Raw genomic sequence first — 21,202 nt, 5'->3', positions numbered from 1 at the left:
GCTGAAATACTAATAACACATAGTTAGTTTAATGATACCTAATCTATGAATAGATTCGTTATCTTACCTTCAATTTATAAGTTATTGTTTCAGCTCATCATAATTTTTTATTTTCAGTTTTTCTTAGCTTCCAAATACGTTTCTTACTAAACGTTCACTCGAACGACCATCTTGATATTTAAAGTGCTTATCTAAGAATGGCTCTACTTTCTCTACTTCAAAGTCTTCGTTATCTAGCGCTGCTATTAAATCATTAAATGACTCTACAATTTTCCCTGGCACAAAGGTTTCATATGGCTCATAAAAATCACGCGATGTAATATAATCTTCAAGGTCAAATGCATAAAAAATCATTGGTCGTTTAAATACTGCAAATTCATAAACAAGTGATGAATAATCACTAATTAGAATATCCGTAACAAATAAAATATCATTAACTTCTCTAAAATCAGAAACATCCACAAAGTATTGCTCATATTCTCTAGGAATATTTAATCTATTCTTCACAAATGGATGCATTTTAAATAAAACTACTGCATTATTTTCACGACAATATCGTGCAAATCTAGCAAAATCAATTTTAAAGAATGGATAATGCGCCGTATGATGTCCATTACCCCTAAATGTAGGCGCAAATAAAATCACTTTCTTATCTTTAATAATTGGTAGTGCCGTCTCCATTTCTGCTGTAACTTGTTGTTCATACGCCTCATCAAATAAGATATCTGTTCTAGGGACACCAGTTGGAATTATATTTTGTTCTTTAATACCAAAGGCTTCACCGTAAAATGGTATATCTGTTTCTGAAGACACAAAGGCCTTGGTATAATTTCTATGATTTACAGAATTAAAGAATGGTCCACCTTTTTTTCCAGCTCGACTATAACCAACTGTTTTGAAAGCACCAACCGCATGCCATACTTGAATAATTTCCTGACTTTTTCTGAATTTCACTGTATAGAGTAATGGATGAAAATCATCAACAAATATATAATCTGCTTTACCTAATAAATATGGAAATTTAAATTTATCTATAAAATTGCGACGTGCCGAAATATTAGATTTAAACAATGCATGAATGTTATATTTTCCATCTAAATTTTGGCGTAACATCTCCTTATAAACATATTCAAAGTTCCCTGACATTTCAGCTCTTGAGTCAGACGTGAACAGTACAGTATTGCCCTTTTTCAAATGGAAAAATTTTGTCGTATTAAATATCATTTGGAAGACAAAATTACGCACATTATATGAATAACGATTATACTTTAATTTCAAATTTGCAATCTTTTGTTTAAGAGGATTCAACTTAGGTGTTGGTGCTTTAAATAAAATATTTAGCACAAACTCATTAACTTCACTGGATATCATAGGTTTCACAATATACTCTGTTTTATTAGAGTTGCCACCTTTTTTAAATGTGTACATAAAATGTTCTAATAGAAAATTATTCTTCCCATTTTGAGTTGCTATCTCGTAATATTGCTCCAGTTCTTCTTCCTCTAACGTATACTGTATTGGTTCTAACAATGATGCATTAATATTAGCTATATAATCAAAGTCACCTTTATATACAATTAAATATTCACCTGAAGGTAGATAATTTCCGTCATCTAATATTGCCACATTAAAACGTGCTACGAATTGATTTCCATTAATTTTCACATCGTTTGCTTTCAATTCTTTGGTCTCAGTTAAATTACGTAGAACAAAACACTTCTTGTTCAATTCTATATCCTCAACATGACCTGAAATAAATAATTGAATACGTTCCCAATAAATATTATCAATTATTATTTTAGCTTTACTCAATTTAAAAACCCTCTCTTTATCCTGTTCATAACATTATTTCAAAATATGATTGCTTATTGATTAAAAGTTTACATCGTCCATTTAATTACAGTCTTGCCCCATGAAGTCGATAAATCTGTTTCAAATGCATTGACTGCGTCATTAATAGTTCTAACATCAAATTCATTGCCTTTTAGTAGTGCTAATTTTTCTACAACATCTGGATGATCTTTATAGAATTTCGCAATATCTTTAAAGTCTTGCGCACCACTTCTACTGCTTCCAAACATCGTTAAACCTTTCTCTAACACTAATCTTGTATTAACTTCAACAGGATATTCACTTACACCTAACAAGCTAACTGTGCCTTCTGGTGAAATCAAATCAATGATTTGGTTTACTGCGGACTGGCTACCTTTCCCACCTACACACTCAAATGCATGGTCAAAAGTAACCCCTTCAGGTACTTCATGTATATGATATATTTCATTTGCGAAAGAAAAATGACTTAATTTATAATCTGTTTTTCCAAAGATATAAATTGATGCATTTGGATATAGTTTATTTAATAAAATTGCAGTAATATATCCTAAATTGCCATCTCCCCAAATACCAAAGCTATTTTTATTTGCATTAGATTTACGTTCAAATCTTTGAATTGCATGCCAACTCACACTTACCAATTCAGAATATGCAATTGTACTTAGATCTTCAATACTATCATCAATTTCTACAACACGATCATGATCCATAAAAACATAATCTTGCATAAAACCATCATAGCCACTAGATCTAAACTTACTACTTGGTAAATAGTTTTCTGCTATGACTTCATCTGTTTCTACGGGGGTATTCGGTACCATAATAACTCTTGTCCCCGACTTAAATACGCCTTTGTTATCATAAACAACTTCTCCGACGCCTTCATGAACTAAGGACATCGGCAATTTTTTCTTAAGTACTTGTTCATTTCTACTACCCGTATAATATCTTTGATCCGCCGCACAAATTGATAAATATAATGGTCTTACAACGACCTTATCACTTTTAATATTTTCATTATTGTATGTTACTTCAAATTGTCTAGGCGCTACCAGTTGATAAACTTGGTTAATCACTCAACATCCCACCTTTAATGATAGAGTTCGCTACTTTAAGATCATAAGGTGTCGTAATTTTAATATTATACAATTCTCCCATCACTAATTTCACTTTTTTATTAGCTACCACAAGAATTTTGCAGGCATCTGTCATTATTTCTTTCTCTTCTACAGATAATGCATTATAGCTATTTCTCAATAAATTTATATTGAATGATTGTGGTGTTTGACCTTGATACATTTCACTTCTAATCGGGATAGACTGTATTTGTTCTCCATCATTAGAGGTGATAATAGTGTCAGTTGCAGTTATTACAGTATCGACAGCACCGTGTGCTAACACACTTTCAATATTTTCTTTAATGATTCGGTGCGTTAAAAATGGTCTAACCGCGTCGTGTGTAACGATTACATCTTCATCAGTAATAGGGTGTGCTTTTTCAGCTTCATTTATAATATTCATAATCGTTTCATTACGATCTGAACCCCCTTGTACCACTTCGATTCTTTCATCATTAATTTGATGTTTACGCAACGTATCCTTCGTATGCGAAATCCACTTTTGTGGCGTCGCAATAAATATTTTGTCAAATTCATTTGTGAGCAAGAACTTTTCAACCGTATGAACCAATATAGGCTTACCATCTAAATCTAAAAATTGTTTTGGTAAAGGCACATTTCCCATTCTAGAACCAATACCGCCTGCTAATATACCAGCATATATCATATATTTTTCCTCCTACATACCTTTGAATTTTATAATTTATTTTTTAATTTTAACTTTCCACCATTCGATAAATATTTTAAAGATTCGTATTTTTATGTTATAGAGAGAAACATTATTTCTTAAGCACAATATACCAATTTTCATCATTCATTTCTACTTATAACTGTTTTTATATTTTTAATAGCATCATATTACCTCGTCCGATATATATTATTATTATATTCAACTTAAAATCAATTAAAATAGAGCACATTCACTTAATATAATAGTTAATTTACACTAAAAAAGCGTTATTCAACCTTAATTTTTCAGAATATATTTACAATTCTAAATTTTCTTAGTATATTCGACTTATTAGCTATTATTAACGTGACTTTTTCACCATGAGTATAAAGACTACTTTTACTATTTTTTAGGATGTATGTAAGCTGACGATACATAGCTCACAATAACTTTATACATGTCGATACATCCTACGCTAAATTATGGGAGGCGCATCAATTATGAACAAATCAGAACAACTTATTAATGAAGATAGTAAATACTTTGCCAAGCCAGGAAGAATTAAATATTACCCATTAGCTATCTCACATGGCTATGGTGCAACGCTAGTAGACGTTGAAGGTAAAACCTATATCGACCTGCTATCAAGTGCAAGTTCTCAAAATGTTGGTCATGCACCTAAACAGGTTACCGATGCTATCAAAGCACAAGTTGATCAATTCATACATTACACGCCTGCATACATGTATCATGAACCTTTAGTCAAATTAGCGAAAAAGATATGTGAAATTGCACCAGGTTCATATGAGAAGCGTGCACTGTTTGGACTTTCGGGCTCAGATGCAAATGACGGTATCGTCAAACTAGCTCGCGCTTATACAGGAAGACCTTATATTATTAGTTTTATTAATGCTTATCATGGTTCTACATACGGATCACTTTCTATGTCTGCCATTAGCTTAAATATGCGTAAACATTATGGCCCAATGCTACCAGGTTTCTATCACATTCCTTTTCCAGATAATTATCGAGGTATGTTTGAGCAGCAAAATCCAAATACGGTTGAAGAATATCTTGCTCCTCTTAAAGAAATGTTCGAAAAGTACGTACCAGCCGATGAAGTAGCTTGTATCATGATTGAAACCATCCAAGGCGACGGTGGCTTACTTGAACCCGTAGATGGTTACTTTGAAGCCTTACAAGACTTATGCCGAACACACGGTATATTGTTGGCTGTGGACGATATCCAGCAAGGGCTAGGACGAACAGGTTGTTGGAGTTCCGTATCGCATTATAATATTGAACCTGATCTTATTACATTTGGTAAATCACTAGCAGGTGGTCTGCCAATGTCCGCCATTGTTGGGCGTTCAGAAATTATGAACTATTTAGATGCTCCTGCTCACTTATTTACTACTGGTGCCAATCCAGTAAGTTGTGAAGCTGCATTAGCTACAATTTCTATGATTGAAGATCAAGAGCTCTTACAAGCTAGCACTGATAAAGGACATTACGTTCGTGAACGTCTAGATCAATGGCCTGAAAAATATAACTCTGTCGGAAATGTCAGAGGTAAAGGGCTCTCTATCGGTATCGATATTGTGTCAGATAAAGTCAAAAAAGTGCGAGATCCTGAAGCTGCTTTAAAGATTTGTAATCGCTGTTTTGATAATGGTGTCGTTATCATTGCTGTTGCTGGTAATGTACTGCGTTTCCAACCACCATTAGTCATAACTTATGACCAGTTAAACACTGCTTTAAACGTGTTAGAGGCTGCAATTCAAGACTTTGAAACAGGTCAATTAGAAAACTACGATATAGCAGGTCAAGGTTGGTAATACAACTCACTTAAATATTTTGTAAAAAAACGGGTAGATATCTCAAACTGATATCTATCCGTTTTCTTTTGTTATTGATGCTATATTAGATTTCTACCTTACCCCTTTATTTACTATCTGTTACCGACATCGTGTCCAATTTCAACAGTTTTATTATTCTTATTGTAAAGTGCGGCTTGGACACTACCAAAGTTAGGGTCGTTACGTTTTTCTTCAATTTGAAAACCTAAACTTTTGAATATGTCTATATCTTGTTTACTTGTAGCATTTTCATAAAAAATTTGTCCACCATCGTTATAAAAACGCGGTTTATCTATCGATTCTTGTAGGGTACCATCACCTCTTAAATAATCTACCAACACTTCATTCAATGTAGTCGGTATCTTGTTACCACCTGGTGTCCCTATACCCATGTAATAATCAGGTCCTACAACAATACTTGGTGCTGTAAACGACCTTGGCTCTTTATGCTTTCCACCGTAGTTCGGACTTGCCGGATTTGATGAAAAGTTGTTTAATGAGTTATTCATATAGAATCCCTCTTTCATGTATTTACCAGAACCAAAGAAACTTGCTAACGTATTGGTAGTACTTGTTAACTTACCGTCTTTGTCTATAACTACAAAATGTGTAGTACTTGTATTGTCCATATTATTTGTATTGAAATTACTATTAAAATTAACCTCATTTAATTTTCCTAATATATAATCTTGAGATAAATATTCATCGTAGTCTTCATCTTGACCATTAATGATATCTCTATTTCTATACATCAATGCCCTGGATTTTAACATACCTGTAATATAATCTAATCGGTTATCTGGTGTTGTATCATTTCCAGTTGCTTCATCGATCTCTAAACCTTGAAGCATTAGCGTGCCACCTAATGGATTAGATGCAGAATACACTTTATTATTTAAGTAATCTGTACTTACCGGTTCTTTTTTCTCTGTTTTGTAACTTGTAAAATCTTTTTCATTAACTTCTTCATCTATTTGCTTAGAGACACTTTTACCTACTTTCTCATAAAAGTATTCCGGCCCATGGTCTCTAATGCCCTTAATCGTGTTAGCTAAAGCGGGTTGTTTTACTACGTCACCTTCTCTTTTCGTCTGACCACTATCAAAAAATGGGGAATCTCGGTCAATATCTGAACCATAAAGTTTTAAACTACGTTCCAACTCTGAATCCACTTCAAAACCATCCTCAGCTAAAGGTATAACATAGTCTAGTATTTTCTTTTCGTCCATTTTGCCCCCTTCGTTATGTGCATCATGTAAACCACGTACAAAGCCAGGTGTACCTATCTCGTCTTTTTGTTTAAAATTAAAAGATGATATATCTTTGTATTGCCATTGTTTTGGTGCAACATTTTGTTGGCCATCATAAGCTAACATTGCACCGCCACCACCTAAACCAGATGAATGAGGCTCTGTTATTGCAAGTGCATAAGAAACACCTACAGATGCATCTATCGCGTTACCGCCGTCTTGCAATATTTTTTCCCCAACGCGCGTTGCGATTGGATTGTTTGAAGCAACACCGTAATTTTTATCTGAAAGATCTTGGTCATGATCTGCTATTTTATTCTCATATAATTCATCTTTATTATAATTATCTTTTTTAGTTATCATAAAAAAGCTAAAAGATATGATAATTGTAAGGAGTAATATTACGATGAGCGTTTTTTTATTGTAAATACTCATACTTAAGCTCCTTTAGACAGATATTGGTGATGAGAAGTTTTCAATTCATTTAGTTCATATTGATCTAATCCTTCGTTCGCTCTCGCGAAAACGATTAATAGAAAAACAACTAATACAACTGAAATAACTGTTATACTTACCCAATGTTCTTTAATGTTCATAAACGTAACCTCCATTCTCTTTTTTGAAATTAATGTCTTTACCTTCGATATTATTAAGTAACTTGATTTCTTCTACTTTATTGGGGTTAGATTTAGTGATTTGTCCACCTTGTGACTTAATTGGTGTCACCGTAAACTGAGACTGATCACCATTCCAATTTTGTTGTACTGCTAAACCTTGTTTATTTTTAGATAAAAAATCTTCTGATGTTACATTGCCTAAACTGTAAAAGATACTGGTATCTTTGTATTTTTCAATTTCTTGTACTACCGAGTTATGACCAATTATCACATCAGCACCGGCATCAGCTAACGAATGCGCGTATTCTCTTTGCCTTGTTGTCACTGATCGTTCATCTGTAATGCCCCAATCAACGTTGACAACTACATAATCATTGTTTTCTTTTAGTTTTTTGATTAAAGGGATATAAATGTTTGGCTCTAAACTCACTGATGTCGTATTTTTTAATGTATCTGTATAGTCTGACTCAACATCGGTAAAAGATACATTAGCTATTTTTTTATTTTTAACCGTTTGTTGTACTGTTTTACTATTGATAGCATTGGAGCCATTTCCGGTTAAATAGTTATATCCTGACTGTGCTTCTACTGATTTCATTAAATCTCTCGCAGTTATATTGTCTGTAACTTGGTTGATAAGATTTAAGCTTTTTATATTCAAATCTCTTAAAAACATTACATTTTCTAAGTTTTTATTGATATTTGTTTTTCTATCATCTGAGAATTTCGATACTTGTAAACTTGCCGTAGAATAATCACTCCCTTTTAAAATTGGCTTAATAGCACTAAAAGTTTCGCTAATATTATTCTTCCTAATGTGGTTATTTAATTCGACATTTCCTAAATATGTCATTCTTATATCACCTTGACCTTTATTCATAGCTTTAACGGGTTCAATTTTTTGTGATGTCATGACAAATACTAAAAGTACAATAGCGATAATTAAAATAACGCTAGTGTAAATTGTATTTCTTTTCTTATGTCGTTTAGTCCACTTGAGTATGCGTTCTTCTATTGAAAATCTTTTTGAATTCTTCATATATATGCTCCTTACTAGTTGATAAAGCTATAAAAGAATAAAATGACATAAGTGATACATGTTAAAAGCATACAAGTTGATAAAGTAATAATGACACCTTGCTTTTGAATCGTATTTGCTATAATGCCTGGTATAACCACACCTATGCCTGACATTTCAACCATCTCAAATGGTGTGATTGGATATATCAAGTCAAAAACAAATTTTAAAACCATTCCAGTCAATATCATGGCTGCAAACTTTCTTCGGCCATATAGTATAACAATACGGCTTATACCATGATTTACGATAAAGTATGTAATACAGCTAATGATCAGTACAGATAATAGCATAATGGGTTGATCAAAAATTAAAGCTAAATATCCAGGTACTACTAATCCAGCTGGACTAATACCAAATTTTTCAGCGAAGATTAAACTTAATACAATGCCCACAAATAATGAAAAATATAATTCTGAACCTATCATATTATTTGATCCCTTCTATATACTGCGCTATTTGTTTACCTGGTCCATGGATATTACCTACACAAAATATCAATGCATTTTGAGACTCTTGGTATAACGCTTGCTCTATTTCTTTTATATCTTTACCTTCAAAATTCAAATACTTTTTATCCGGTTGGCCTTTCATTACTTCAGTAACCATTTGCGTACTCTTACCAGTACAAATCAATGTGTCAAAATCAACTTCAGTAATAAAGTCCTCAGCAAACTGCCTTGTTCTATCGACCCTATCAGAACGGCAATTCAAGATGATAACAATTTTCTTATATGGATAGTTATAACTTTCCACCTTATTTAATATTGCCTTAGTCGATTTCGGTTCATTAGCAGCGAACGCATTGACATAAACATTAGTTGACTGATTAGCATCAAAGTATTTAACCTCAACGGCTCCAACATCTGGCGGTGCGTTCAGCATACCTTTTAATGCTATTTCTCTATCAATACCAAGTGCTTCTGCAACACCCATTGCAATAGCTACATTATCAGGGAACACAATGTAGCCAAATTTCCTTAAATACGATTCTGGCACTTCTTCCTTATCTACAACGATAAGCTTCGTCTTACGCTTTTTTGCTACTTTAGCAAAAAAGTCTGTATAGTCATCTTTCATTACAACAAGATGTCCTTTATAAGGTATGGTTGCTGTAAAAGCTTCCGCCACTTCATTTAACGTCGGTCCAAGAACATCCATATGATCTTCCATTACGTTAACGATGACGCCTATATTGGCTTTAACAAGATCTTTTTGGAACGTTATTTGATAATCGGGATTTACAGCCATACATTCATTAACTAAAGCATTGGCTTTTTGTTTCACAACTTTCCTGATAATATCCCGTTGTTCTCCTATATTAGCTCCTTGTGGTTTTCTATAAACTGGGTATTCTCTAGGTGTAAACCAATACATCATACGCGCATCTGTACCTGTTGTTTTACCAATAACGCGATAGTTATCCTCACGTAAAGTACTGTAAATCAATCTAGTTATAGTAGATTTACCTCTAATACCATTTATATTGATGCGTATAGGAATCTTTTCTAATCTGTTAGAATGTCTTTTCTTTTCAACAATACCTAACCAAAGAATAACCCCGATACAAATTATGATTAGTAGCAAATTTTATCCCTCTTTTCAACAACCTATTTAATTGTATGTATTCAAAATAGCGTAGAATATCAATAATTACTAAATGACATGTCTACTCTACTGCAACCTTTTGATAATGACATGCTATCATGCAGTTATTGATTTAGTTTAAATAGTTTGAATTATCTATTAATAATTTGTAAATTGAAGTTTACAATTAATCCGAAAACAAATTAATTCCACTTAGAAATCCTTATACAAAAGCTTTTTCTTTATTTTTGTACACGTTTTATTCTTATAAGAAGATTTTTAATATTTTTTATTTTTTCTAAGTATTTATAATGAAAACAAATAAATATATTATTTACCTCATTTTTACATAGCCTTAAAATTCAAATGTTATCTTATATGTGTAAGGGACAGCTGATACAAATTTTAGGAGGTAGTTTATGAGTAAATCAGTCAAATTGGTGGTTTCAATATATCTTGCTGTGGTAGCAATTATTTGCTGCGCTTATCTGGTTATGCTTTTAGTAGGAAGTTTTCAAGGTAATGATATGAGAGGCGCCGTATTAGATTCTGATAACACTAAAAATATTGAAAACGTAGACTATATCAACAACAGTTCCCAATCTTCTAAGTTAAAAACTACTGAATCTAGTGATATACCTCAAGATTCACAATCTAGTAATGATTACAAATTAAATAATGTATCTTCAATGAAAGATAATCAGCATCATACATGGACTTTAGAACAAAGTTGATAAAAAATCATGTATGATTTTTTATATTTAATAAGCTCTACCACTTTATTATTTATGTTACAAAGCATTGCTACCCAAATTTTCTTTACGTTAAATTCAACCCTTTTAGTTACAATTCTTCAATTTTATTAGCTATACTTAAATTGTCTGAATTTTATATTTATTGAAAAGGGGTTTTTAATTATGAGTAAATTTACAGATAGTGAAAAGGTTCAAATTTTGGAGGATTTAGTGACAATTAAATCCGTAAATAACCATGAACTCCAAGTTTGTGAGTACTTAAAAGATTTATTATCACAACACGGTATCGAATCAAAAATAATTAAAATCAATGATACGAGAGCTAACTTAGTTGCTGAGATTGGAACTGAAGGGCCTGTTTTAGGTGTTTCTGGTCATATGGATGTCGTATCTGAAGGCGATATTAATAAATGGACATATGATCCATTTAAATTGACTGAAGTAGATGGCAAACTATATGGTCGTGGATCAGCCGATATGAAATCTGGATTAGCTGCTTTAGTATTAAGCATGATTGATATCCATGATCAAAACTTATTAGAATATGGTCGTATCAGGCTATTAGCCACTGCAGGAGAAGAAATTGTTGGTGAAGGTGCTAAAACTTTCCAACAAGAAGGTTACATGAAAGATGTAGAGGCACTAGTTATTGCAGAGCCTTCACAAGATAGAATCATCTATGCCCATAAAGGTTCTATGGACATTCGCGTTATTTCAAGAGGAAAGGCTGCCCACAGCTCTATGCCACAATTAGGATTTAATGCAATCTCACCTCTAGTTAAATTTGTATATAAAGCGGATGAAGGGTTCGCTAAATTTGATCAAAATAATGATTTATTAGGAAATCCAATTATGAACGCTACAATTTTCAATGGTGGCAATCAAGTAAACTCTATACCAGAACATGCTGAATCTGAGTTTAACATTCGCACTATTCCTGAACATGACAATGACCAATTCATAACCTATTTTAACGAAATTTTAAAACAAGTTGAAACTGATCAAACAGATATAGAAATTGATACGTATATGTCTAGACCGCCCGTTTATACTACCGGTAAAAATAAACTAGCAACACTAGCTCACGATTTAGGGCTAAAATATTTAAATACAGATTTACCTTACGAAGCATCGCCAGGAGTTACAGATGCTTCTGACTTATTAGTTGATAAAGATGAAGATTTTTCATTTATCATGTACGGTCCTGGCCTTGTAAGTCAGGCTCATCAAGTAGACGAATATGTTGAGAAAGATAGCTACTTCAAATTCATTGATTTATACACAGAATTTTTCCCTACTTACTTAAAAAATCTAAAATAAAAATTAGTATATTATTAAATTGATGTTAAGAACTATATGATTTATTTTAATAAATAATTAAAAAGAAGTGAGTTAACTGGTCTAAATTATATATTAGACTGCTAACTCACTTCTTTATTATATTAATTAAGTTTTATCATCCCACTATTAAACTATTATGTTCCATATTGAGACTAATATTTTTTGATAATCTGCTTTAGTTTTGTTATTACTTGTGCTCTTTCTGGAATTGGAAATATTGGATAAATATGAAACAAGTTATACCCTGGTAAAAAATCATGACTTATATTCTGTTTATTCAACATATTCGAAAGTTTAAGTGCATCTGGATATAATGTTTCCTTTGTACCAATGATTAACGTAATATGCCCAAGTCCTTCTAAATCTCCAAACATAGGGGAAATACGCCAATCTGTTAATGGTAAATCTCCTGACCATAATTCTAAAAAAAACTTACTTCCTTCTCTAGCTAACATCGGATCAATTTCTTCATAAATTACTGCCTCAGGATTAGATAATGTTGCATCTAGTACAGGAGAAATCATGATAATATTACTTGGCTGAGGTAGTGATTGCATTTTAATATACTGAGCAAATGATAACGCGATTTGCCCACCCGCTGAATCTCCCATCACTATGATTTGATGTGGATCTTCTACCTGTCTCACAATACTTTCATATATTTCTTTTAATAATGTAAATGTCTCTTTATATGTCGCATGTGGCACTTTGGGATAAATTGGTAAGACGATTTTAGCGTTCAATTCACTTGCAAGTGTATCGATATAATCAAAATGATGTTTCAATGGATCTTGGAACCAAGCACCACCGTGTATATATAATACGACTTGTTGTTGTCTATCGGCTTGATCATTGACCGTATAAACCGTAGACTGTTGGACAGTTGTTGCTTGCACTCTATGTTTAAAACGATACGCTGTACCATCGTATAGACCCTTTGTTTCTTCTTTCACAGCATCTAAGCTTTTTTGCGCATTTTCAACATTTTCAAATGAACTTTTCGCATTAGTAATTTTTAACATTAATTCATATAAAAAACTTTTATAACTTCGTTTTTCTCTTACTTTTACGTATAGATATGAAGCAGCAATTGTCACACTTGATAATGCAGCTATTTTCTTTATCACAATTTTTCCTCCTTGCCTATTACATTAATATTGTTATTACATATAGTTTATAACAAACTTAGCAATAATTTTAACAAAAGGAACTATATCCTTAGCTAACAATGACATTATCTAAAATTAACAAAAAGGCTTACCCTATATCTTTAGGCTCGCTATCATATATTTCATTTAACATCATAGACATATACAATTCATCAAAATAATGATCATCCATATAAACAGAACTATGTTTAATTCCTTCAATCTTGAATCCTATCTTTTCATAAAAATTCACAGCACGTTTATTGGTAGTAATCACTGTTAATTCCAACCTTCTGAGACCTTTTCGTTTAGCCCATTTAAAAGTTTCATCAAACATTTGAGTTGCTAAACCTTGTTGTTGTATGTCATTGATTAATCCAGTAACAATGTAACCAATATGCCTCACTTTTGCTAATGTACTAATATGTACCGATAAATAACCTAAGATTTGATTATTTTCCGACTTAACACCAATATAAAAATTGCGTCTTATATCGTCTACAAAGCGTTCTTTATCGAAATTTCTCTCTTCTGGTAAATAGAGCATATATTGGGACTCTTGATCAATTTTTTTCATACAATCATAAAGCGCTTCCGCTTCATTCGGACAAACCCTTTCAATTCGCATAAAAATCCCCCTTAGCACTATGAATTTTACTTATCATACATTATTTAATGTAATTATGACAGTTTTTATCAAATTTTCCACTCTTTTATGATGAGCAATTTGATTTCTAGAAAACAAAAAAAAGCTGAGAGATAATTATTGTCTCAGCTCTTTCATAATCTTTGCTTAATAGCTTTCAAATATATAGCAACCCCAAAAGAAGTTCATATTATATTAACAGAGATTCATTATTTTATTAATATGAGTAACTACAAAAAAGCGCTCACCAAATTTTAGTTATCTAAACTTTCATACATTAATCTCAATTGATGTTCAAATTGTTGCATATCAATGAAACGACCCTGGCGATGCATCTCTTTTCCATCTAGATATATCAAATCTACCGGTACTGTAAAGATAGATAATTCACCCGCTATCTCTTCCAACTCGCTTTGATTAACAATACCCAATGGTACATTAGGAAAATCCTTTACTATGTCAGCTATCTGTGGCAATACTGCGTGACACACACTACAATTGTCCCTCATAATGTGTATTATAGCCAATGGATGTCGAGCTATAAAGTCGTGAAATGAATCTATCGTTGTCAATGTTTGTTGCACGATTGAACACCACCTTTGTTTTAATAAATTGAATATCATTATGCCGTGTTTATCTATAATGTAGCAAACTTTATGCTTACCTATAATATCATACATAAACTCATTCAAATACCTCACTAAGCTAATTCTATTCTCGCAATATATTTTGAAAAACTTCTGGTAATTTGGTTAACTTTTGCTGTTGTAAGTCAAAAAATGTGCCATTTTGATGGCCTAAACAATGTACTTTGTTCTCCGACACAATCTCGAATTCGAATTCCCAACGCAATCTGCTCGCTTTTACAATGTAGCAACGTCCTATTGGTTTATCATGTATCGTTATAGGTGTTTGGTATTCTGCTTCTGTTTTCATTAATATTGGTGAAATATGTTGATTCATCATATCAGAGTAAGGCATATATTGATTTATAAAATCCGTACGTAAATCTTCAAACTACCTGATATATACTATGTTACTTACGATACCCATCCCATCTATATCGTAACCATTCACTTCTATCGCTTTTTCTGACACTAATTTTCTAACGGTCATGATTCATTACGCTCCTTATATAATTACGTGGAATGATACTCCACAATAATATAAATATAATAATACACAAATTCACCAATATAAACTTTGTCTGTAATACATTACTTTAATCCAAATATAATAATAGTTCCTAGGTTATTTCTTTTTATCATGTGAAATTTCAGTAAGTAACTGTTGCATACGCGTTCTTGTTGCCTGTGTATAACCTTGTAATCCACCTGTATGGATAAATAAAATATTATTTTGATTGTCGTAGCTACCAGCTTTAATTTCTTCTACTAAGCCTCTAAAGGCTTTTCCTGTATAGGTTGGGTCTAAAATAATTCCTTCTTGTTGGGCAATATCGATATAAAATTGTAATTCTTCATCTGTAGCTTGCCCGTAACCTAGACCAATATAATCATCGTTGATAGATATCGTGTCAAATGATGCTATACTATCATCTAAATGAGTTAATATATCGATTATTTTTGTTTTAAATTCATACGCACTTTGAGTAACTGCGAATCCCGTGATATTTTTATTTAAATCATGGCTTATATTACCGTACCAAAGACCAGCATAAGTTCCTCCAGAACCGACAGCTAAATTAATTGAATCGAATTGGACATCCATATCTGTTTCTTGTTCAACAATCTCATTAAAAGCGTTGATATAACCGTGTGATCCTATCCAATCAGAAGCGCCTGTCGGTATAGCAAATGTCCGTTTCCCTTGTTTTTCTAATTCAGTTTGTAATGCTTCCATTGCTTCTTCTCTTGAAGCAGATGGCTCAATAATGTGAATGTGTGCCCCCAACATTGCATCTAAAAATAAATTCCCTTCAAACTCTGCCAAGTTACCTCGGAGTACTAAATGACATGTTATGTTGAATTGTGCACATAATGCAGCGGTCGCTCTTGCGTGATTTGATGTTATGGCTCCAGTTGTGATTACTGTATCGTAGCCATTATCCAAGACATATTGCAAGGTATATTCTAATTTACGCACCTTGTTACCAGAAATCTCAGTTCCAGTATAGTCGTCTCTTTTAATATAAATATTTTTACCTAAAGTCTCACTTAATTGTTCTAATTTATGAATAGGTGTTTTCAAATTAGCTACATTTAATTTGTTTTGTAACATCTTTATTTCCTCCCTTTAGTCATATCTGTTTATGGCTCTGGTATAAAAACAGTTGCTTCGCTATGTTCCGGATAATAAAAGCCATTAGGTACTGTTTGTAACTCAATGAGACTCCCCCATGGTGTTTTAATATACACTGTTTGATTACCTACCGTATCTTCATATCTTGTATTAGTATGTGGTTCAGATACTGGTATACCTCCGGCTTGTTTAACTTGTGCTAGTGTATTGTCAAAGTCATCAACATAAAATGAAATATGTGTAAATCCTATATCCTGTAAAGACGTCGGATTATTTTGTTTAGCTTGTTCAAATTCAAACATCTCTATATTAGGACCATTATTAAATACCATCATACGTTTTTTTACAATTACTGCCCCTTGTTCAATATTTAAAACATGTTCAACATGTGCTCCCCCTCGTGGCTCCTCTGCTTTAGTTTGACTATCATACGCAATTTTACCGTTTAGAGCTTCTTTGAAAAACTGAGTAGCACTTTCAATGTCAGGAACTGTTAAGCCTATATGGTTAATGCCTCTAGTAAGTTCCATATACTCCCCTCCTAATAACAAATTATCTCGGTTGCTGATCAAATTGTTTTTTAAGTAAGACATATCTATTCATATCTCTATAATTTTCACCATCAAAGATGTCTTCTACATCTGTTGCTAGAAAAGTAAATCCTGCTTTTTCAGCCACTTTGTTACTGGCTATATTTCTAACATCCGCTTTAATTATAAGTTTGTTAAGAGATAAGGTTTCAAATGCAAAGTGACATAAATGATTAACACAATTCGTTACTATGTTTTTACCCGCATATCCTTCAGCTATCCAATAACCTACTTCAGCTTTACGATTGTTATGATCTATTTTATGTAAATCAACAGTACCTATAAGTGATGTCTCATAGTAAATTAAGAATAACCTCGCTTTATTGTCCGCATGTTGCTGAATCATCATTTTTAAATATGCACGTTCATCTTCAATCGTCACATCTTCTGTTATAAAATCTAAAAACGGTGCCAAGTGTGTAAAGTTATTTTTAATTGTTCTATACAGTGGTTCTGCCATATTTAATTCTGGTGGTACTAACGATACTTTCGGCATTACATGCATAGTTGGTTTATATTTCATTTTTATCACCCATTACTTTCTCTTTTCTTAATTCTAATGATATTTACAATTTCAGAATATTTCAACACTTTTATTTCTATATAATCCTTATCATGATAAAAAAGCTCGAGACATATTGTATGATGTCTCGAGCTCTATTAGTTTTAATTTTATGATTTATAATTTTTGGCTAATTTTCATAATTAGTTCATCAGCAGATACATGGTTCGCATCAGCTGTTTCAATTGTACGATCTTCTAAATTTGTTACGATTAAAGGCGTTACGATACTTGGTGCGTTAGACTTAATATAGTCTAAATCAACCTTCATAAGCGGTTGACCTTTCTTAATCGTATCTCCAGTATTCACAAGACTTTCAAAACCTTCACCATTCAACTTAACTGTATCGATGCCGATATGAATCAATAATTCTATGCCTTGTTCAGATTCTAGACCAATAGCATGTTTCGTCGGGAAGATTGTTTTAACGGTTCCATCAAATGGTGCTACAATTTCTCCATTTTCTGGAACAAAACCTACACCATCACCCATCATTTTTTGAGCAAATACTTGATCAGGCACTTCTGATAAAGGAATAAGCTGTCCTTTACCCGGAGCATAAATCTCTGTATCTGAGTCTTTATTTAATTGAACCGTATTTTCCTCATCTTCTTCAGTGATTGTAGTCTCACTAGGTTTTGTGATTTCGCCTTTCATAATTAAAGACATATCATGTTTAATTTGATCAGATTTAGGTCCAAAAATTGCTTGCATATTATTACCTACTTCAAGTACACCTGAAGCACCTAATGCTTTCAATTCCGCAGTATCCACTTTACTTTTATCTGCTACTTCAACACGCAATCTCGTAATACATGCATCAAGGTGTTTGATATTATCTTGTCCACCCATTGCGTTTAAAACATTAAACGGTAATTCACTTGCAGATGAATTCGTAACTTGCGCTTGTTTATCTTCGCGACCTGGTGTTTTGTATTTAAATTTAAGGATAAAGAATCGGAATACAAAGTAGTAAATTACTGCGTAGACAAGTCCTACAGGAATAACTAGCCACCATTGTGTTTTATTAGGTAAGACCCCTAATAAGACATAATCGATAAATCCACCTGAGAAAGTATAGCCTAAGTGTACATCTAGTAAATATAAAGTTAAGAAAGATAGACCATCAAGAATTGCATGAATTAAAAATAGTAATGGTGCTACAAATAAGAATGAAAATTCTAATGGTTCTGTAATACCTGTTAAGAAAGAAGTTAAAGCTGCTGACCCCATTAATCCAGCTACTACTTTTTTATTTTCAGGTTTTGCTGTGTGATAAATTGCTAAAGCTGCTGCTGGGAGACCAAACATCATAACTGGAAATTCCCCTTGCATAAATTTACCAGCAGTTAAATTACTACCTTCTTTAATTTGTTCAATGAAGATACGTTGGTCACCATGAATTATTTCGCCAGCTGCATTTTTCCAAGCGCCAAATTCAAACCAAAACGGTGCATGAAAAATGTGATGTAAACCAAATGGAATCAACAAACGTTTAATAAATCCGAATAAGAAAACTGCGACCCCTGTATTTGAATCTAATAATCCTTCACTAAATGCGTTTAAGCCAGTTTGAATACTTGGCCATATTAATGCCATTGGGAACGCTAATACAAATGAAGTTGTTGCCATCATAATTGGTACAAAACGTTTACCAGCAAAGAAACCTAAGTAAGACGGTAATGAAATATTATAGAATTTGTTATAACACCACGCTGCTAATGCCCCAATAATAATACCGCCGAACACACCTGTTTGTAACGTTGGGATTCCTAAGACACTTGCATAACCACTTGCTGCATCATTAACGTTATCTGGTGTCACATGTAAAAATGCCCCCATTGTTTTGTTCATAATAACATAGCCGACAAAGGCTGCAATTGCTGCAACACCATCTCCACCAGCTAAACCTATCGCAACACCCAAAGCAAATATCATTGGTAAATTATCAAATATACTACTTCCAGCGCCTGCCATCATTTCGGCAACACTCTGAACACCCGCATTTTGAATAAATGGTAGATAGTGTTGTAGTTCCTCACCTTGTATAGCTGTACCTATTGCCAACAATAGCCCGGCAGCAGGTAAAATAGCGACTGGTAACATTAAAGCTTTACCTATACGCTGAAGCTGTCCGAATAGCTTTTTAAACATATAAAAACATCCCTTCCAAAAATATAATTTGATCGTTATTAGTGCGCAAAAAAGGCATGAGCAAACAGACTATTCCCTATAGTCTTTCTGTTTGCTCATGCCTGCTTAACCAGTAACACGCAAAGTAACGATATGTTTTTTTACATTATATAACGCTTTCATAAAATATACAATATAAATTTTTATTTTTAATTTGTATGACCTTATACAATTGCACCAAACAACTCACGTTAATAACCAATTATAAGTGCAATGGACATACCAATACAACAGATAATAACCCAAGCTAAGATGATCTTCCAAGCAAACTTCAACCATTGCGTATAGGTTATTTTACCTACTGCTAAGGCTCCCATCAAAATAGCTGACGTTGGAAATAATACATTACTAATAGCATCACCGTATTGGAATGCTAACACGGTAATTTGTCTATTAATATCTAACAAATCAGAAATAGGTACCATTAAAGGCATTGTAGTCAAGGCTTGACCAGACCCAGATGGTATAAAGAAATTAAGCATAAACTGTAATATAAACATAGCAATAATGACTAAAGAAGATGGTACATCCGCAAGTAACGTTGTCATGCCATGCACAATACTATCAATAACTTGACCATTTTCCAGAATAACAATAATACCTTTGGCAAATCCAACTATCATAGCACCAAACAGAATATCTTTCATTCCATCAATCATCGCATCAAAAGTACCATTTAATCCAAGGCCACCAATGAAACCAGCGAGTAAACCAGCAAGTATAAAGTTAGCGCTCATTTCATTAAATGACCAACCATACGTAAATATGCCATATACATTTAATACGATTACCATCACTATTAACCCTAAACCAATTGCTTGTCGTTTTGTAAAGCGTGCTGCTTCAATCACACTATTTTCATGACTTTCAACTTGTTCTAATTCGTATACTAAAGATTTAGACATATCTCGTTTTACAGTTCGCGCATATAACATAACTGAAGTAATTGCAGCAATTAGAATAAATATATAAATAATGGTACGTAGACCCCATCCCGAAAACATTGGTAATTCTGCCACAGTTTGTGCTACACCTACAGTAAAAGGGTTTAACATTCCACCTATAAAACCACTGGCCGCTCCCAAAATAACCATTGCTGCACCAGTAAGCGCGTCATAACCTAGTGTGCGTGCGATAATTATGCCAATAGGAACAAAGATAATCGTTTCTTCCGCTAATCCTATTGAAAAACCTAATATCGAGAAAATAGTCATAGTTAAAGGAATCATTAGCACTTTGTATGAACCTAGTGTTTGCATCGCTTTATTCACACCATTTTCAAATGCACCAGTCTTATGTACAATTCCAAACGCCCCACCTACTAGAAAAATATAAAATACAATTTCTCCACCACTAATCAACCCTTCTGGTATAGCCCTAAAAATATCAAAGAACGATACACCTTGTTGCTGAACTTGTTCATATGAACCTGATATTACTAAAGTCTGTCCATCTTTCTTCTCTCTTGCATACTCACCAGCAGGTATTAAATATGTCAGTACACTAGAAAAGATGATAATAAAGAGTAACAGAGCATAAGTGTGCGGTGTTTTTAATTGATTATTTTTGAATATTTTTTTAATCATTTTTACATCCCTCTCCAATTTAACTACACTATGCTATAAAATAATCAATGCACTATAAGTCCTAAGTGTTATTGATGCACAATGCATGCTTTTCTACTTTTGTCTGA

At 32.9% G+C, this 21,202-nt stretch carries 19 protein-coding genes and 1 pseudogene; 3 read left to right on the top strand and 17 right to left on the bottom strand.

The features are described 5' to 3' along the window. Positions 1-123: 123 nt before the first annotated feature. From tarL to ACM591_RS03095, 3 genes are all read right to left on the bottom strand, one after another. On the bottom strand, positions 124-1,812 hold the full coding sequence (gene tarL / locus ACM591_RS03105; RefSeq protein ID WP_038679152.1) for a teichoic acid ribitol-phosphate polymerase TarL: 1,689 nt from the start codon (positions 1,810-1,812) through the stop codon (positions 124-126). Positions 1,813-1,880: 68 nt separating this feature from the next. Next, the gene (locus ACM591_RS03100; protein WP_029378223.1) at positions 1,881-2,909 is read right to left on the bottom strand and encodes an alcohol dehydrogenase catalytic domain-containing protein; all 1,029 of its coding nucleotides are present in this window, start codon (positions 2,907-2,909) and stop codon (positions 1,881-1,883) included. Further along, positions 2,902-3,618: a D-ribitol-5-phosphate cytidylyltransferase gene (locus ACM591_RS03095; protein WP_029378222.1), complete on the bottom strand. Its 717-nt coding sequence runs from the start codon at positions 3,616-3,618 to the stop codon at positions 2,902-2,904. The genes ACM591_RS03100 and ACM591_RS03095 overlap by 8 nt, the downstream gene beginning before the upstream one ends. A gap of 503 nt (positions 3,619-4,121) precedes the next feature. On the opposite strand from ACM591_RS03095, the gene ACM591_RS03090 reads away from it, so the two are divergent. Further along, a complete protein-coding gene (locus ACM591_RS03090) occupies positions 4,122-5,459 on the top strand; it encodes an aspartate aminotransferase family protein (RefSeq protein WP_038679154.1) in 1,338 nt (445 codons plus the stop codon). 113 nt (positions 5,460-5,572) lie between these two features. Here the strand turns inward: ACM591_RS03090 and ACM591_RS03085 are convergent, their stop codons facing one another. The 5 genes from ACM591_RS03085 to pgsB are packed head-to-tail and all read right to left on the bottom strand — an operon-like array spanning position 5,573 to position 10,012. Continuing rightward, positions 5,573-7,165: a gamma-glutamyltransferase gene (locus ACM591_RS03085; protein WP_326026671.1), complete on the bottom strand. Its 1,593-nt coding sequence runs from the start codon at positions 7,163-7,165 to the stop codon at positions 5,573-5,575. A 2-nt stretch (positions 7,166-7,167) separates the two neighbouring features. After that, complete coding sequence (locus ACM591_RS03080; protein ID WP_099265790.1) at positions 7,168-7,326, bottom strand: hypothetical protein; 159 nt, start codon at positions 7,324-7,326, stop codon at positions 7,168-7,170. Next, complete coding sequence (locus ACM591_RS03075) at positions 7,316-8,386, bottom strand: CapA family protein (protein ID WP_029378219.1); 1,071 nt, start codon at positions 8,384-8,386, stop codon at positions 7,316-7,318. Before ACM591_RS03075 ends, ACM591_RS03080 begins: the two co-directional genes overlap by 11 nt. Before the next feature lie 14 nt (positions 8,387-8,400). Continuing rightward, positions 8,401-8,853, bottom strand: coding sequence for a poly-gamma-glutamate biosynthesis protein PgsC (gene pgsC / locus ACM591_RS03070; protein ID WP_029378218.1), 453 nt, complete (start codon positions 8,851-8,853; stop codon positions 8,401-8,403). A gap of 1 nt (position 8,854) precedes the next feature. Continuing rightward, on the bottom strand, positions 8,855-10,012 hold the full coding sequence (gene pgsB, locus ACM591_RS03065; RefSeq protein WP_058625883.1) for a poly-gamma-glutamate synthase PgsB: 1,158 nt from the start codon (positions 10,010-10,012) through the stop codon (positions 8,855-8,857). A gap of 419 nt (positions 10,013-10,431) precedes the next feature. On the opposite strand from pgsB, the gene ACM591_RS03060 reads away from it, so the two are divergent. Beyond that, on the top strand, positions 10,432-10,746 hold the full coding sequence (locus ACM591_RS03060) for a hypothetical protein (protein ID WP_029378216.1): 315 nt from the start codon (positions 10,432-10,434) through the stop codon (positions 10,744-10,746). Between the two features lie 183 nt (positions 10,747-10,929). Next, complete coding sequence (locus ACM591_RS03055; protein WP_029378215.1) at positions 10,930-12,087, top strand: ArgE/DapE family deacylase; 1,158 nt, start codon at positions 10,930-10,932, stop codon at positions 12,085-12,087. 173 nt (positions 12,088-12,260) lie between these two features. On the opposite strand, the gene ACM591_RS03050 is transcribed toward ACM591_RS03055, so the two are convergent. The 9 genes and pseudogenes from ACM591_RS03050 to ACM591_RS03010 all read right to left on the bottom strand — a co-directional run bounded on the left by ACM591_RS03050 (position 12,261) and on the right by ACM591_RS03010 (position 21,095). Then, complete coding sequence (locus ACM591_RS03050) at positions 12,261-13,235, bottom strand: alpha/beta hydrolase fold domain-containing protein (protein WP_058625882.1); 975 nt, start codon at positions 13,233-13,235, stop codon at positions 12,261-12,263. Between the two features lie 130 nt (positions 13,236-13,365). Continuing rightward, entirely contained in the window at positions 13,366-13,884 is a 519-nt protein-coding gene (locus ACM591_RS03045; RefSeq protein ID WP_029378213.1) for a GNAT family N-acetyltransferase, read from the bottom strand. A gap of 272 nt (positions 13,885-14,156) precedes the next feature. After that, positions 14,157-14,486 carry a thioredoxin family protein gene (locus ACM591_RS03040; protein ID WP_029378212.1) on the bottom strand — a complete coding sequence of 110 codons (330 nt, stop codon included), beginning with the start codon at positions 14,484-14,486 and terminating at the stop codon, positions 14,157-14,159. Between the two features lie 127 nt (positions 14,487-14,613). Next, positions 14,614-15,018: pseudogene (locus ACM591_RS03035) on the bottom strand (acyl-CoA thioesterase). 135 nt (positions 15,019-15,153) lie between these two features. After that, a complete protein-coding gene (locus ACM591_RS03030; protein WP_225489465.1) occupies positions 15,154-16,143 on the bottom strand; it encodes a D-cysteine desulfhydrase family protein in 990 nt (329 codons plus the stop codon). A gap of 29 nt (positions 16,144-16,172) precedes the next feature. Beyond that, positions 16,173-16,694 carry a VOC family protein gene (locus ACM591_RS03025; protein ID WP_029378210.1) on the bottom strand — a complete coding sequence of 174 codons (522 nt, stop codon included), beginning with the start codon at positions 16,692-16,694 and terminating at the stop codon, positions 16,173-16,175. Positions 16,695-16,716: 22 nt separating this feature from the next. After that, positions 16,717-17,277 carry a GNAT family N-acetyltransferase gene (locus ACM591_RS03020; protein ID WP_029378209.1) on the bottom strand — a complete coding sequence of 187 codons (561 nt, stop codon included), beginning with the start codon at positions 17,275-17,277 and terminating at the stop codon, positions 16,717-16,719. 156 nt (positions 17,278-17,433) lie between these two features. Beyond that, on the bottom strand, positions 17,434-19,470 hold the full coding sequence (ptsG, locus tag ACM591_RS03015) for a glucose-specific PTS transporter subunit IIBC (RefSeq protein WP_029378208.1): 2,037 nt from the start codon (positions 19,468-19,470) through the stop codon (positions 17,434-17,436). A 230-nt stretch (positions 19,471-19,700) separates the two neighbouring features. Beyond that, positions 19,701-21,095: a YfcC family protein gene (locus ACM591_RS03010; RefSeq protein WP_029378207.1), complete on the bottom strand. Its 1,395-nt coding sequence runs from the start codon at positions 21,093-21,095 to the stop codon at positions 19,701-19,703. Positions 21,096-21,202: the final 107 nt, after the last annotated feature.

Origin of the sequence: Staphylococcus sp. Ze2 (genome assembly GCF_048568365.1) — a bacterium.
GTDB lineage: Bacteria > Bacillota > Bacilli > Staphylococcales > Staphylococcaceae > Staphylococcus > Staphylococcus xylosus.
Note: the sequence above shows the minus strand (reverse complement) of the source record. Positions and strands in the feature narration are given on the sequence as shown.